The sequence below is a fragment of the Achromobacter sp. SLBN-14 genome (genome assembly GCF_006715415.1).
Taxonomy (GTDB): Bacteria; Pseudomonadota; Gammaproteobacteria; order Burkholderiales; family Burkholderiaceae_B; genus Achromobacter; species Achromobacter mucicolens.
Window position 1 is genome coordinate 3,537,157 of record NZ_VFNE01000001.1, and the last position, 15,102, is coordinate 3,552,258.

General features: G+C 67.8%; 8 protein-coding genes. 4 read left to right on the forward strand and 4 right to left on the reverse strand.

Annotated features, from left to right (window positions below):
- Positions 1 to 7 precede the first annotated feature (7 nt).
- The 4 genes from tssI to tssJ all read right to left on the reverse strand — a co-directional run bounded on the left by tssI (position 8) and on the right by tssJ (position 11,617).
- Positions 8 to 8,698: a type VI secretion system tip protein TssI/VgrG gene (tssI, locus tag FBY20_RS16140; RefSeq protein WP_160144415.1), complete on the reverse strand. Its 8,691-nt coding sequence runs from the start codon at positions 8,696 to 8,698 to the stop codon at positions 8 to 10.
- 92 nt (positions 8,699 to 8,790) lie between these two features.
- Positions 8,791 to 9,570, reverse strand: a complete 780-nt coding sequence (gene icmH / locus FBY20_RS16145) for a type IVB secretion system protein IcmH/DotU (RefSeq protein ID WP_056325715.1) — start codon at positions 9,568 to 9,570, stop codon at positions 8,791 to 8,793.
- A gap of 16 nt (positions 9,571 to 9,586) precedes the next feature.
- Complete coding sequence (gene tssK, locus FBY20_RS16150) at positions 9,587 to 10,933, reverse strand: type VI secretion system baseplate subunit TssK (protein WP_056325717.1); 1,347 nt, start codon at positions 10,931 to 10,933, stop codon at positions 9,587 to 9,589.
- Positions 10,934 to 10,999: 66 nt separating this feature from the next.
- Positions 11,000 to 11,617 (reverse strand): type VI secretion system lipoprotein TssJ, encoded by a 618-nt coding sequence (gene tssJ, locus FBY20_RS16155; RefSeq protein WP_081100935.1) that lies wholly within the window; start codon positions 11,615 to 11,617, stop codon positions 11,000 to 11,002.
- A gap of 155 nt (positions 11,618 to 11,772) precedes the next feature.
- On the opposite strand from tssJ, the gene FBY20_RS16160 reads away from it, so the two are divergent.
- From FBY20_RS16160 to FBY20_RS16175, 4 genes are all read left to right on the forward strand, one after another.
- Positions 11,773 to 12,471: a M48 family metallopeptidase gene (locus FBY20_RS16160; protein WP_223572839.1), complete on the forward strand. Its 699-nt coding sequence runs from the start codon at positions 11,773 to 11,775 to the stop codon at positions 12,469 to 12,471.
- A gap of 70 nt (positions 12,472 to 12,541) precedes the next feature.
- Positions 12,542 to 13,057, forward strand: coding sequence for a type VI secretion system contractile sheath small subunit (gene tssB, locus FBY20_RS16165; protein ID WP_056325727.1), 516 nt, complete (start codon positions 12,542 to 12,544; stop codon positions 13,055 to 13,057).
- Complete coding sequence (gene tssC, locus FBY20_RS16170) at positions 13,050 to 14,543, forward strand: type VI secretion system contractile sheath large subunit (RefSeq protein WP_056325730.1); 1,494 nt, start codon at positions 13,050 to 13,052, stop codon at positions 14,541 to 14,543. The genes tssB and tssC overlap by 8 nt, the downstream gene beginning before the upstream one ends.
- A gap of 45 nt (positions 14,544 to 14,588) precedes the next feature.
- Entirely contained in the window at positions 14,589 to 15,092 is a 504-nt protein-coding gene (locus tag FBY20_RS16175; protein WP_006226591.1) for an Hcp family type VI secretion system effector, read from the forward strand.
- Positions 15,093 to 15,102: the final 10 nt, after the last annotated feature.

Sequence of the window (15,102 nt, forward strand, 5' to 3'; positions counted from 1 at the left end):
CGCGTCGTCAGAATGAGGTCCAGCCTTCCGAGCAGTCCACCTTGCGCACGGCCTTGCTGCAACTCGGGCAGAAGTGGATGTTGGCGCAGGTGATGCCGTACATCACGCACTGCCCGATCTCATCGCTGTACTGGCCGTTCCGGTTGGGCAGGCCAAAGTAGCAGTGTCCTCCCATGTTGTAGTAGAAGTACTGCGGCGGATCCAGCTTGGAATCGTCGGCCGAGGAGTCTTCGTTGCGCAGGCCGGGCCAATCGGGGCCGCTGGGCACCATGCCGAGCAGGTGGCCCATTTCGTGGGCCAGCGTTTCCGTCAGGTACGCCTGCGAGTTAGGAACGTAGGGATCCAGCGTGGACACGAACAGCAGGTTGGTGCCGGTGATGGCCAGGCCAGCATAGCTGGCGGCGACCGTGTTGAACTGGATGTTGAGCACGCCGTTCAGGGGCGTGGACGAAATCTGGGTCAGGTCGACCTTCACGGAGAAGACGGCGCCGGAGCTTTCGCGCAGCGGCGTCATCAAATGGCGCGGAATGGGAATCGAACGTTCCGCGCCCGACGCGTCGGTGTAGATATACCGGGCGTGGACGAGCCAGTCGTCGCTGTCGTCGAACTCGTACCAGAGGCTGGCAAGGGTTCGGTCGTCGTTGACGATGGGCACCGTCATCACGCGTCCGCCCGGGCCGGCGGGCACGGGCAGGCGCATGTCGCCGCTGGTGCCGGGCGCGGCCAGCCGGTCGACGTGGCACACCACCAGCGTGTAAGGCTCGCGCTGCTTGCCGGGCGAGGTGGCGTATACGCGGCGCACGGCGTCCATGATGGCCTGCTGCGCGTCGACGTTGTCCGCCGCATCCACCGCCGAGCGGCCGCGGAATTGCAGGCGCGGCAGCTGGATCATGTCGATGCCGTGCAGCGCGAATTCCGCGGTGACCGGCGTCACGTCGGCCAGATGGTTCGCCGGGCGGGCGCTCATGCACATCACTTCCTGGATATACAGGCGGCGCGCGGTCTCGACGCGCTCCGTCTTGATGAGCTGGCCGCGTTCGTCGCGCACCTCGAACAGATAGACGTTGCGGCCGGCGGCGGGCAGGTCGATGTCATCGACGATGCGGGTGCCGTCGGCGTCCGTGACGTAGCTGCGCGGGTTGGCGTGCGGCTCCTGGTAGCTGGCGCGGCGGCCGCGCTCGCGGCTGGAGTAGGCGATGTTGCCGGCGTCGGCCTTGACGGTGATGGTGAAGCGGTGCGCGCCCGGACGGTTGAACTCCACGTGGATCCGCGGGCGGCGGGTCTGCCGCTCGGTGGTGGTCAACGCGTTGCCGTCGTTCCAGCGTTCGTCCGCGCGTTCCAGGTTGACGTATTGCAGGCGCGCGCCATCCTGGCGGCCGCGATACGTGGAGACGCTGGGCACCACACGCCCGGAGCCGGACGGGCCGGGCAGGCCGCCAGGCAGATTGGTGCCCTGCGTGCGGGCGACCGGGCCCAGTCCGATCGTGTCCAGCACGTCCCGCGCGATCTGCGGCAGCGGCGAGTCCGCCACGCCCGGGATCTTCATCAACACCTCGGCCACCTTGGGCAGCGTTTCGGTGGCGAGCGTGGGCGATTGCAGGATGGCGCCAATAACGCCCGGCACCGACGAGGACGACAGGCCCGGCATGCTGAGAATGGCGCCGGCCACGGCGGGAATGTTGGCCTGTTTCACGTCGGGCAGCGAGAACAGCGTGTCCACGGCTGAACTCAGCGCAGCGGCGCGGTCGCCCGCCGCGTTCAGCGCTTGCGTCATGACGGGCACGATGGCTGCGCCAACGTTGGCGCTGACGCCGCCGCTGGCGAGCGTGCTGGCGCTAGATAGCACGGTGGAGGCGGTGCTGGCCTGTTGCGCGATGGCCGCCAGGGTGCCTCCGCCAGCCACGGCGGCAATGCCGGACGCCCCGGCGCCGCCACCCCCGCCTGCGGCAGCGCCGGCTGCACCGGCTGCACCGCCTGCGGCCGACAGGTCCGTTGCGCGGGTTGCCGGTGTGCTGTCGGCCATGCCCGCCGCGCGCGCGGTCTCGGCGCCGAGCACGGTGTCCGGCGGGGCGGCGGGGGCTGTGGTTCCGGCCGGCGCAAAGGGCGGCGTGGCGCTTGCCAAGGGCGGCGTTGCGCTGGTGGCATCGGCACCGGTGCTTGCGCTGGCCAGGGGCGGCGTTGCGCCGGTGGTGTTGCCGGCGGCGAGGGGAGGCGTTGGGCTGGCGCCGCCGCCAGCGATGGGGGCGGTGGTATCGGCGGGTTGCGTCGAAGAGACGTCCGCCGGGGAGGGCGCGCCGGGAGTTTGCGTGGTGACGGTTGCCGGTGCGCTGCCATTGGCCGCTGCGGAACCGCCCGGCTCGGCCGCGCCATTCGCGCCGATGGGAGCGGAGGCCGCCGAGGCATTCGTTGAACTTGCGGTCGCGTCGGTGCCGGGGATTGCCCCTGCGCCTGCATCTGCTGCGCCTACGCCCGCACCTGCTGTACCAGCACCAGCTCCAGCACCAGCTCCAGCACCAGCTCCAGCACCTGTGCCAGAACCTGCACCGACACCCGTACCTGCTGCACCAGCAACTGCACCTGCATCGGCACCTGTACCTGCTGCACCGGCAACTGCACCTGCACCAGCACCCGCATCCGCTGAGCCTGTCTCTATTCCGGCGCCTGCCACCGTGCCTTCGCTGACGTCGGCATTTGCCAAACGGGGAGAAGCCCCCGCGGAACCTGCAACCGCGTCTGTTCCTGCGAGCGGACCCGCGCTGGCGATGCCGCCTGTGGCTGCGGGAAGGGTCGAGGTCGCGGCGCCGCTTGTCGCGGCCGCGTCAACCGCCCCTCCCGCGCCCGCCGTGCCGACGGCAACGGACGGGCTGGGAGAGGCTTCGATGTTCGGAAGTCCGAAAGTGCCGTCCCCGGTCGCACCGGGCAGCCCGGTTCCCTGAGGCAGGCTCTCGCCGGACGCAGGCACGAAGCCGGGCGTTTGCGGCGCCGCGCCAGACAAGGGCGGCGTGGTGAAAACGCCGGCCGATTCGGGCAGCGACGGCGCGCCGGCCAGCGTAGCGCCCGGGTCCGTGGCGCCGGAGGAGACCGGCAACCCGCTTATCGCCGCGTCAGACGCGACCGGCACGCTCGGCGCCGCAACGGAGGGCGCGCCAGTCGGCAACGCCAATGCATCGGGCAGACTGCCCGGCGCAGCGGTCGAGCCGGACGCCGCTTGCGTGACGCTGCTTGCTGCGGCAGAGGTGGCGCCCAACAGACTGCCCGCGCCCGCCGCAATGGACGCGAGCAGCGCGGCATTCGCAGCCGGGCTGCGGCCCTTGGTCGTGTCGTCCTGCTGCGCGGCGGCAGCCGCGGCGGCCGAGTCATGAGCGGAGGCGTTCATCGACCCGCGCGCAGCGGCCGCGCCGGTGGCCACGGGGGCATCGGCACGCTGGCTTGCGTGTACGCCGGACGCTGTGTCGCTGCCGCCTTCGCGGTGGGCGGACGTGCCGCGCGCAAGCCAGTCGCGCGCGTCTCGCGCAGTCTGTTCCGCGTGGGTGGTCTGCTCGTCCCGTTCCGCCGTGCGTTCGAGATGCGGGGCTGGGCCGGTCGAGCGATGCGCGTCAGGCGACGCGCCCGGATGCTGCGCTGTCGATCCTTGGGTGAACGCGGGCGCCAGTCCCGCGGCGGCGGCGCCGATGCGTGTCGGGTCGACCTGCGGGTGCTGCGTGTCGTCATCGCCGTCCTGGGCGTGCATACGACGCGACGTCGTCGCGGCCACGGTTCCGGCGACAGCGGCGAGCAGGCCGATGGCGGCTCCCGATCCCACTGTCTGACGGGCTTGGCCCGGCGCGGCCATGGACGCGGACGGCGCTGCATCGTGGGTCGAGCCCGGCGCCGTCCTGGCGTCCGCCTCGATGCGGCCGGGCGCTTCCGTGCCCGCGATGCGGGAGAGATGCGAGCGGGCGGCAGCGTCGGATTGCGTAGCGGCGGTGGACGCGACCGATGAGGACGAGCCGAAAGCGGGCTCGCCTGCCTTGGACGCTTGCGAGTCAAACGCCGATCCGGACCCCGATCCCGACTCCGACCCCGATCCCGATTGGGTCGCGATGGTCATCGCTGCGGACGCCGAACTGCTGCGGCCCGCCAACGAGGCAGCCAGCGAGCCCGTGGCCGGGATGCCGACTCCCGTTGCGCCAGCAGCAAAAGCGGCGGCGCCGCCAGCAGCCGACGCGATGGATGGGACGGCCGTGCCGGAGCTTGAGGTGGCGATGGCAGACGCAACGCCAGCGTCCGCGCCAGCAACAGATGCCGGCGAGGCGATGTTCGCATCCGCGCCAGCGGCCACGGCGCCAGATGCCAGAAGGTCGTCCGCGCTTGCGGAGGACACGGCGGAGGCAACACCGGCGTCTGTGTTTGCGAGCGACGCGGCGGCGGGTGCCCCGGCGTCTGTGTGTGCGGGGAACGCGGCGGAGGTAATACCGGCGTCTGTGTTTGCGAGGAACGCGGCGGGGGCTGTACCGGCGTCCGTGCTTGCGAGGGAAGTGGCGGAGCCAATGCCGGCGTCCGTGTTTGCAAGGGACGTGCCGGAGGCAATACCTGCGTCCGCGCTTGTGAAGGACGTACCGGAGGCAATGCCCGGGCTCGCATCTGCCAGGTGCATGCCGGAGGCGACGCCGGTGTCCGCACTGGCGAGCGACGCATTGGACGCGATGCTTGTGCCTGCCAGGGCTGAGCCCGATGTGACACCCGCGCCAGCGACTGAAGCGATGCCCGCGCCCGCGCCGGCGCCAGAGCTAGTTCCCACGCCGGCGCTGGTGCTTGCTTGGGAAGGAATTGCGGACGCGGCGCCGCTGCCGGCCGCTGCCGTGGCAAGCGTGGGCGTTTGTGTTGCGGCGTCGGATGCGGACGGCGCTTGCAGGGTGCCGTTGGTCGGATGCGCACTGTTGTCAGCCATGGCGCCTGCGGGCGATGCCGCGGCCGCCGCAGCGGCGGGGGCCGCCAAAGACGGAGGCGTTGCGGCCCCCGTGGCCTGCGGGGCAGACGTCGCGGCGGATTCCGCCGTTGCTGCCGATCCCAACGCCGCTTCCGAGGCCGATTGCGAGACCATTTGCGAGGCCGGTGACGAGGCCTGTGCCGACGCGGACGCCGGGGTTCCTGAAACGGCGGAGGGGGCCGCGGATGCCGGTGTTGCCGTGGTCGCGGAAGCCGTGGCCTGCGTCGATGCGCCTGCCGTTGCCGACGCACCTGCCGTTCCCGATGCACCTGCCGATGCCCCTGCAGTAGCCGAGGCACCAGCCGTTGCCGATGTCCCTTCCGTAGCCGATGCGCCTGCGCCTGCCGGGTCGGCGGCCGGCGACGCACTCGCCGCATTCATCGGGCTTGATGCCGACGCTGGCGCCGATCCTGCAGCCGCCGATTGCGCAGGGCCGGTCCCCGTCGGCGCGAAAGACGGCGTCGCGGCCGCGCCCGTCAGTCCGCCGTCGGCGCCGAGCCCCGCGCCCGAACCTGCCTCTGCACCCTTGCCCAGTCCCGCGATCGACGCGGCGCTCGTGATCATCTTGGACGCGCCTTCGGGCGCGGCCGAGGCCAGCATGTCGGTCGCAGCGGGCAGGGCAGCGGTGGGGTCCTTGACCCATTCAGCCGCCTTCGAGACCGTGCCAACCGCTGCTGTCGCGCCGTCGATCATGCCGCCCGCGCCGGGCGCGACGGACTCCAGCATGCCGGAGGCGGCGGGCAGCGCGGACATCGGGTTGGCGATCATGGCTTGCGCCTGCGACACCATGCCCATCGTGTTCTTGGCCGTGTTCAGCAAGCCTCCCACGGCGGAGGGTGTCGAACCCATGCCGCCGAGCAAGCCCGGCGCCTGCGACAACGCGCCCATGGGATTTTTCGCCAGCCCGGCCAATGTGTTGGCCTGGCCGGCAAATTGCGAGAGCTTGGCCGCCGCGCCGGCGGCCGTCTTGCCCAGTTCGCCCAAGCCGCTGGGCGCGAGGTCGCCCAATCCGCCCAGGCCCCCGCCCGCACCGGCCGCACCCGCCGCGCCGCCAAAACCGGCCATCAGGCTGGTTCCGGCCTTTTTGGCGGCCGAGGCCAGGGCGCCGTCCTTGTGGATAAGCTCTGCGCTGACGATCAGCGGGTCGTCGACCGTGGTGCTGGGCAGCGCCGGCAGCGCGGCGGCATCGCTGCCGGGGCCGACGAAGTTGTGCGTGGCGCCCTTGACCGAAAACAGCCCCGGGCCCTTGAAGACGATATCGGCGCCGTCGAGGATGACGCTGCCGCCCGCTGCCTGCAAGGTGACGCGCTGCTGGCCCAGGATCTCGATGCCTTCGGCCGATGACGTGACGGTGATGTCCTGCCCCGCCAGGGCTTCCAGAATGTCGGTGTGGGCGTGCAGCGACACGGGCGCGTGCGCCGAAACCGCGCGTATCGCCCCTTGCTGCGCGAACACGCTGGCCGACCGCGCCGACACCGCCGCATAGGTTTGCGTGGCGGCCACATGCGCATCGGACTGCGCCGTGGCGTGCAGGTGTTCGCCCGCGTGCAACACGGCGCTGGCCGGCGTGGCCAGGTTCAGCGAGTTCGGCGAATCGATCAACAGATGCGGACCGTTGATGCGCTCGACGGCGGCCTCGCCGGTGCGTTGCCCATCGTCGGCCTTGCCCGCGGCCTGCCCATTCACCTGGGCCGCGTAGCGGCCTTCCAGCTTGGGGTCCAGCGCTTTGAGCAGGTCCTCGTAGCCTTCGGACGCCGCCAGCGGGCGCGCCTTGTGCTGGCCCGCGCTGTCGTTCAACCGGCGCGACGCGTCCTGCGCGCCGCGCAGCAGCAGCAAGGCTTCCTCTGCATCGGCTTGCGTCGACTTGCCTTGTTCCCGCGCGGTGGCCGACAACAGCATGCCCTGACCGGAACGCACGACCGTCCACGCATCCGAGCGCAGTTCAAAGCCGGTGCCGCGCCATTGGCCGCGGCTGGCGTCGTCCAGGTCCTGTTCCACCAGATAGCCCAGCCCAAGTTGCGTGGCCGCGGTGGAACTGGCCAGCCGCGTGCGCAGCTTGCCCTTGGTGTCGTCGAACAGCCATTGGTTGCGGCCCGCGCCATCCAGGCCCTGGCTGTGCCACCCGCTCAACACGCCGGCGTGATTGGCGTCGCCGTCTTCGCCGGCGGACCAGGGCGGCAGATCCGCATCGTTGTAGAGCTGCCCCGCGACAACGGGCTGGTTGATATCGCCGTCGATGAATTCAACGATGACCTCGGTGCCGGCGCGCGGCATGTGGTGCGCGCCCCAGTTCGGGCCCGCCTGCGCACTGGCCACGCGCAGCCACGTGCCCGAGCGGTCATCGCCGGGCGCATTGCCGCTGGCATCGCCATGCGTGCGATGCGGCAGGCCGCCCGGCAGCGGCTTTTCGCCGCGCTGCCACGGAAACTGCACCTTGACGCGCAGATCGCGGTCGGCGGTGATGGGCGTATCGGCCGCGCTGACGACCACCGCAGCCAGGCTTTCCGGCGCCGTGGGGCGCGCGCGCCACGCGGGCATCAACGCGGCCGCGTCGGGCTGCGCAACGAAGACATTGCGATACGTGCCGCGCTCCATGTCCGGGGTGTTCAACACCTGCGCGGCCTGGCTGCCCAGGTTGTTCGTGGCTTCGTGCGTCACGTCCAGCACCACGTAACGGTTGCCGCCCAGTTCATCGGCGGCCTGTCCGCCGCCGCCTTCGGCGTAGCGAGCGTGCTGGCTCAGCGCGAACACGTGCCCTGCCGCCAGCGAGCGGGCGGTGCCCGCGCCCTCAAAGCGCACCACCTCGGATTCATGGGCGCGCAGCGCCCGCGCGGCGCTCTGCTCGGCTGCGTCGTCGTCGCCATAGCGGCCATGGCCGGCGTAGTCGTAGTCTTCAAGGACGGGCAGCGATTCCACCTGCACCTGCGACTGGCTCTGCGCGGCGTGCGCGTTCAGCGTGCGCTCGTTCCAGGCGGCGCGCGCCACGCGGTTGGGCCGCACGGCCTGCCGGGCGGCAAACCGGGTGATGCTGTCGCTTGTTTCGGTCGCGTCGCTACGGTGAAAGCGCAAGGGCGAGGCCGGGTCCTGCGGACGCGCGGCGTCGGCGTCGAAGATCACCACGCGGTGGCGCGCGCCGCCGCTGGCGGACTGGCCGTCGTCCTGTTGATGTTCGAAGCGATAGCTCAGCCCCGCCTCGGCCAGGATGCGTTCGACGAACGCCAGGTCCGACTCTCGATACTGCGTGCAGACGGCAAGCGGCTCCAGCGCCTGGCTCAATTCAAAGGCGAACGCGGCCTGGGGATAATCCGAAAACACCTCGCTGACGGTGTCCTGCACCGACAGGTCCTGGTAGATAAAGCTGTCGCGCCGCAACGCCAGCGCGGCCATCCACGGCGCGGCATGCAGGCGGAAACGCGCCAGCCCGCCGTCGGCGCCCAGCGCGTCCACCCCTTCCACCACCGCGTGCCACCGCCGCATCGCGCCATCGGCCTGCAGCAGGCTGACGCTGATCTCCTTGCCCAGCAACGCGCTCACGTCCACTTCGGCGCTGGCCGCCAGGCAGTCCAGCGTCAGCGAGAACAGGCGCGAAACGCCTTCGCGCAGGTTCAGGTGTTCGACCACGAGTTCGGCGTTCAGCGGGGTGTCCAGGCGCAGCAGGCGCGCCTGCTGCGACAGCGTGGCGATGTTCAATGACGAGTAGGCCGGGGCGTTCGAAGGCAAGGCGTTCATAGGACGTGGCGAATGTCGGTCGGCAGAGCCGGGGCGCGGGGCACGCGCCGGGAGGGGACGGGTGAAAGCGGGGCCGGGCATCGGCCCGGACGCTATGGCAGCGAAATCGTCAGGTGCGCGGCGCGCGGACCCAGCTTGACGATGTCGTGGTACGGCGCCATCGCCGTCTGCATCTCGGTGTTCAGGAAGTGGCGCATCCCCAGAAACGCCAGCAGGCCGAGCAGCGCAAAGACCGCCATGATCGACCACAGCGGCACGTCGCGTTTCAGCGTGTGCGCCACCTTGTCGGGCAGCGGCCAGTGCGGCGCGAAGCCGGTGCGCTTGCCGCGCAGCAGCGCGATCTCGTCGCCCAGCCGCGCAGTCAGATAGCCGAGTTTTTCCTGGCCCTCGATCAGGTACTTGCCCTGAAAACCGAGCAACAGGCACATGTAATAGATCTCAAGCGATTGCAGGCGCGGCGCGCCCTGGGCGCGCAGGTCTTCGAGCCGGGCAAAGAAATTCTCGCCAGCCAGTTGTTCGCCGAACAAGGTGAGCTGCAGGGGTTGCAGCATCCACGCGTCGCGAATGGCGAACTGCGAATTCAGCACGGTCTCGTCCACTGCGGCGCAGAATGCATACTTGGTGGCATACACGTCTTCCGCGGGAATATCCATTTTCTTGGCGGCGCGTTCGTAGTCCGCCAGAAACTGCTGCACCCGCGCCGAGAACGCCGCGGCGTCGGTGGGCTCCTGTCCGCTCTTGAGCAGGAAAAGCATCAGGAAACCGTCATACAACAAGTCCAGCAAGGACCTGGCCGGACGGCTGGCGTGGAACTCGGCGGCCCGGGGCGGCAGCGTGGCGCCGGGCATCAGGGAGGGAGCGTCTGCGGTCATGGAAGTACGTGTCCTGTCAGCGGGTGACTGCAATCAAATCCAGCTTGAGCTCAGGGATGCCGGCGGGCGCGTAGATCGCGATGCTGCGCGCTTGCAGCATGCGGTCATAGAGCGAACCCCGCGCCTGTAGCGCGAAATACACCGCCCCGGGCTTGACGGGCACCGCCGGCGGCACCTGCGGCGTGTAGGCCAGCGGCACGCCGGGCATGGCCGACAGCACCAGCTTGTCCACGTCTTCCGGCGCGCCCACCTTGAAACGCATGGGCACGCTTTCGGATAGTTCCGAGGCAGGCATCGCGGCCTGCACGGCCAGATACAGCGACGTGGTTTCGTCGAGCTTTTCCGAATCCAGCCTGCCCATGTGGAACGACGGCCGCAACTCTTCCAGCACGATGGAGAAGTAGCGTGTGGAGATCACCGTTTCCAGCAGGTCGCGCAGGATTTCGTCCATGCGGGCGAACGCCGGGCCGGGCGCGTCATGCCGGTAGACGGGCAGGTCGGCCAGCGTATGCAGCTTGGAGAACGTCATCAGCGCGCCCGCCAGCCGCGCCAGTTCCTGGAACAGGCGTTCTGGGTGGAGTTGCGGGTGGTGAAACAGATGCGACAGCGTGGCGTAGGCCTCGTTGGCCGTGTGCAGCAGCCAGAACGAGGCGACATCGCCCGAGCGGAACTCGATGATGTTCTTGCTGGGTTCGCGGTGAAAGCCATACAGCGCATTCACCTTGGCCTGCAGCGCGTCCAGCAGTCGGCGCAGCTGTTCATGCAGGGCGCCAGAGGCCGTCAACGACAGGCTCGGCGCAACGAAGGTGGTGTCCAGCTCATAGCCCGCGCTGGCGGTGCGGCGCACGCGCGCCACCGGAATGGCCAGCAGCGCGTCGCGCGGTTCGAACTCCGAGATCAGGCGCACGTCTTTGCGCAGGAACGCCAGCTCAGCCGTGGTGGCGCCCGTGTACAGGTCGGGGGCCGGCGCATTGTTGTGCGTGTAGCGTGAGTCGAAGCTGGCTGCCGACTGGCCATCGCGGTAATTGCCGCCAATCGCCTTGAGCGGATGGATGGCCAGATAAAAGACCGCTTCGGTGACGCCATCCAGCGCGGTCAGCGCTACCGGCGGCGGCAGTTCATCGCCATGGGGGGCGTTATAGAGTTCACCGTCCGGAAACACCGCGCTCATTTCTGTGGCGCGCAACATGCCGTTGGCCAGTGCCGATGCATCGAAGCGCGCGGCGCGCAGGCCCCACGCATAGGGATGCAAGGCTCGGGCCATCTCGGCCAGCCGGTCTTCGTGATAGGCATCCTGCCGCTGAAAATGTTGCGGCCGCAGAAACAACCCTTCGCCCCAAAGGACTTTGGCTGAGTGACTCAAGTTGGCGCTCCCTTTGCTTGTCTTTCCATGTCTTCATATAGAAGGCGGGCCTACGCGCAATGCGCGTCAACCGGGACACTGCACGCCGGAAAGGCGTGCCGGGTCGTAGGCTGGCAGGCCCGCCGGCAACGTGGGTTTGCCAGTGGCGACGGTGAGCGCACACGCGTGCGCGCCCAGCACAATCCCACTGTCTTCCACGTCGTCGACCTTGAATACATACTTCCAACGCATCGGCGCGGGCGCGTAGAACAACCCGGCGATCGCGATGTAATCGGCTTGCTTGGGGACCTTTTCGACGGCTTCGAACCGTTGGCCGGGTGTGAGCGTCAGCTCGCGTATTCCCAGCACGGATTCCCCGAGCGTGGCTTTCTCGGCAGCAGTGTCTATCAATTGCGTGAGCGGCGCACGTTGGAATTGCTCAGGATTCTTCAGGTAGTATATTTTTGTAACTACAGCCATCGACTGTCCGCTGCTGGCATTCAAATTTTCTCCGGCATGGATCGTCAAATTCACCTCGACAGGCGCGTTTTCGGGCTTTTTCAGGCCCGCCATCTCCATCGCATTTCCGGTCAAGCCGGCTACCGCGCCGATGGCTGATACGGCCGCACATCCAGTAATGACGGTGCTTGCAAGCGAGCAAGCCGCGACTGCGAAGAAGCGTGATAAATGGATATGTTTGGACATGGCCCTTTATACCGGAAGTGTGTGAAGCAATACAGATCGCAGCACGTTAGGCGCAATTTCGACGCAAGTAACATGAAGACACTTGCTGTAGCGCTGGGCTAACAAAAGGTTGTTGAAATACGGCCCCTAGTTACAACCCCGCTAGGTGCTTAAAAATGCGCTTTCCCCGCCTCGTCGTTCTCGCAGGTGTCGTTGCCGTTATGGCCGGCTGCGCGTCGGTAAAACCGCAGTCGGAATCCGAATACAAACAATCCATGGCCGAAGCGGAAAAGGCGCTTGAGCAAAAGAGCGCCGACCAGGCCGTCGCGCAATTCGAGGAGATTGCGGTCCGCAATCCGTCCAAGGGATTGCCGTGGTCCTACATCGCGAAGATTCGTTTCGACGAACAGAAATATGGTCAAGCCATCGTCGCGGCCGACGAGGCGCTGAGCCGCGACCCGGATGATTTCGTGGCCAAGAGCGTGCGCGCCGTCGGCGGCCTGCGTGTGGCCATGCAGTCGCTGGCGGACCTGCGCGCCGATGCGTTGCTGGCAGGCAATGCGCGCGCAGACGCCGTGGCGCTGGCCGCGGCAATGCGCGAGACGCTGGGGCAGGATGTGCTGTTCCCGGAAGGCCGCCGCCCGCCGCCGCGTCCGCGTCAGCCGCCGCGCAAGGCCGACCCCGCCCCGGCGAGTGCGTCGCCTTCCAGCGCCGCCGCTACGGGTGCCGCACCCGCCGCATCGACGCCTGCCGCACCCAAGGTCACTCCCAGCGCCGCGCCGGGGGCCGCCTCCAATGCGTCGCCCGCCGCAACCCAGCCCGCCCAGCAGCCCAACCGCGCGCCGAACCCGTTCGGCGACCTGCTTACCAAGTGATTCGCCCAGGCAGCGCCGGGTAGCCCGGCGCGCCTGACCGACCGCCACGATCCTTTGCACGGAGCCATCCATGGCCAAGAAAGAAAGCGTTCAGAAACGATTGCAGAAAGTCCGTCCGCCGCGCGTTCAGCTCACGTATGACGTGGAGAAGGGCGACGCCATCGAACAGAAGGAGCTTCCCTTCGTCGTGGGCGTGGTGGGGGACTTTTCGGCGCAATCCGAAGCCGAGCTGCCGCGTCTGAAGGACCGCAAGTTCGTCAACATCGACGTCGACAACTTCGACGACGTGATGCGTGGGCTGGAGCCGCGCGCCGCGTACCGCGTCAAGAATGCGCTGACCGAGGAAGGCGGCACGTTCGGCGTGGACCTGAAGTTCCGTTCGATCGAGGATTTCCGCCCGGAAGCCGTGGTCCAGCAGGTGGATCCGCTGCGCGAATTGCTCGACATACGCACCAAGCTGGCGGACCTGCGCAACAAGCTGGCGGGCAACGACAAGCTGGAAGACCTGCTGGGCGAAGTGTTGTCCAGCACCGAGAAGCTGCAACAGTTGACCAGCGAGACCGACAAGGGAGGCCGCAATGAGTAATTCCGCCGCTGCACAAAACACCGCTGCCGCCCCGGCCGACGCGCAAGGCGGCCTGCTGGACCAGATCGTCGAGCAAAGCCGGGTCGCCAAGTCGACCGCCGAGCACGATCGCGCCAAAGACATCATCGGTGAGCTGGTGCGTGAAGTCATGAAGGGCACCGTGGTCGTGTCCGACAATCTTTCCGCGATGCTGGATGCGCGCGTGGCCGAGTTGGACCGCCTGATCTCCGCGCAACTGAGCGAGGTGATGCACGCGCCGGAATTCCAGAACCTGGAGAGCACGTGGCGCGGCCTGCACTACCTGTGCCAGGAGACCGACACCAGCCCGATGCTGAAGATCAAGGTGTTGAACACCACCAAGCGTGACCTGGTTCGCGACTTCCAGACCGCCATCGACTTCGACCAGAGCCTGATGTTCAAGAAGGTCTACGAAGAAGAGTTCGGCACGTTCGGCGGCGCGCCGTTCGGCGCATTGCTGGGCAACTTCGAGATCACGCGCCAGCCCGAGGACATGTACTTCATCGAGCAGATGTCGCACGTGGCCGCGGCTTCGCACGCGCCCTTCATCGCCTCGGCCTCGCCCGAACTGCTGGGCCTGGACAGCTTTGCCGACCTGGGCCGCCCGCGCGACCTGGCCAAGGTGTTCGACACCGTGGAATACACCAAGTGGCGCAGCTTCCGCGATTCGGAAGACTCCCGCTATGTGGGCCTGACCATGCCGCGCTTTCTGGGCCGCCTGCCCTACGATCCGGTGGAAGGCACCACGGTCGAAGGCTTCAACTTCGTTGAGGACGTGGACGGCACCGACCACTCGAAGTACCTGTGGTGCAACGCTGCGTGGGCGTTCGGCGCCCGTCTGACGGCCGCGTTTGCCGACTTTGGCTGGTGCGCCGCGATCCGCGGCGTGGAAGGCGGCGGTCTGGTCGAGAACCTGCCGACGCACACGTTCAAGACGGACGACGGCGAAATCGCGCTCAAGTGCCCGACCGAAATCGCCATCACGGACCGCCGGGAAAAGGAACTGAGCGATCAGGGCCTGATCCCGCTGGTGCATTGCAAGAATTCGGACTACGCGGCCTTCTTCGGCGCACAGTCGGTGCAGAAGGCCAAGAAATACAACACGGACAGCGCCAACGCCAATGCGGTGTTGTCGGCGCAGCTGCAGTACATCTTCTCGGTGTCGCGCGTGGCGCACTACCTGAAGGCGATGATGCGCGACAAGATCGGCAGCTTCGCGTCGGCGCAGTCCGTTGAGAGTTTCCTGAATCGCTGGGTGTCGCAGTACGTGCTGCTGGACGACAACGCGACGCAGGAACAAAAAGCGCAGTTTCCGCTGCGCGAAGCTTCGGTGCAGGTGGCCGAGGTCCCGGGACGTCCGGGCGTCTTCCGCGCCGTGGCGTTTTTGCGGCCGCATTTCCAGCTTGACGAACTCTCGATCTCGTTGCGCCTGGTTGCCGAACTGCCGGCTCAGGCTCAGAAATCCTGATCGTCATTGCACTGACCACTCATCCATTGAAAGAGGTTATCAACAATGAAGGACATCTACGTCAAGTTCGGCAATCCGGCGCTCAAGGGCGAATCGCAAGACAAGGACCACCCGGATTGGATCGAAGTCAGCTCGTGGCGCCATGAAATCATCCAGCCGCGTTCGGCCACCGCATCGACCTCGGGCGGCCATACCGCCGAGCGCACCGAACACGGCGAAATGGTCTTCACCAAGGATCTGGACGTGGTCAGCCCGCTGCTGTATCAGCACGCGTCCGGCGGCACGACGTTCGATGAAGTCACCATCGATTTTCTGCGCGCGGACGGTGAGGGCAATCGGGTCAAGTACCTGGAAATCAAGCTCAAGTACGTGATCATTGCGCGTGTGGCGCCGGAAGTGGTTGCCGAAGGCCTGCCGCACGAGTCGTTCTCGCTGAAGTACGCCGCCGTGCAGTGGAAGTACACGCAGCAGAAGGTCGGCGGCAACCAGGGCGGCAACGCCCAGGGCGCCTGGAGCCTGACCAAGAACGACAAGACCTACTCGGTCTGATCGCTGCCAG

Bases quoted from the DNA above. Each gene is read 5' to 3' on its own strand.
- tssI (WP_160144415.1), bottom strand. From the start codon at position 8,698: ATGAACGCCTTGCCTTCGAACGCCCCGGCCTACTCGTCATTGAACATC.
- icmH (WP_056325715.1), bottom strand. From the start codon at position 9,570: ATGACCGCAGACGCTCCCTCCCTGATGCCCGGCGCCACGCTGCCGCCC.
- tssJ (WP_081100935.1), bottom strand. From the start codon at position 11,617: ATGTCCAAACATATCCATTTATCACGCTTCTTCGCAGTCGCGGCTTGC.
- FBY20_RS16160 (WP_223572839.1), top strand. From the start codon at position 11,773: ATGCGCTTTCCCCGCCTCGTCGTTCTCGCAGGTGTCGTTGCCGTTATG.
- tssB (WP_056325727.1), top strand. From the start codon at position 12,542: ATGGCCAAGAAAGAAAGCGTTCAGAAACGATTGCAGAAAGTCCGTCCG.
- tssC (WP_056325730.1), top strand. From the start codon at position 13,050: ATGAGTAATTCCGCCGCTGCACAAAACACCGCTGCCGCCCCGGCCGAC.
- FBY20_RS16175 (WP_006226591.1), top strand. From the start codon at position 14,589: ATGAAGGACATCTACGTCAAGTTCGGCAATCCGGCGCTCAAGGGCGAA.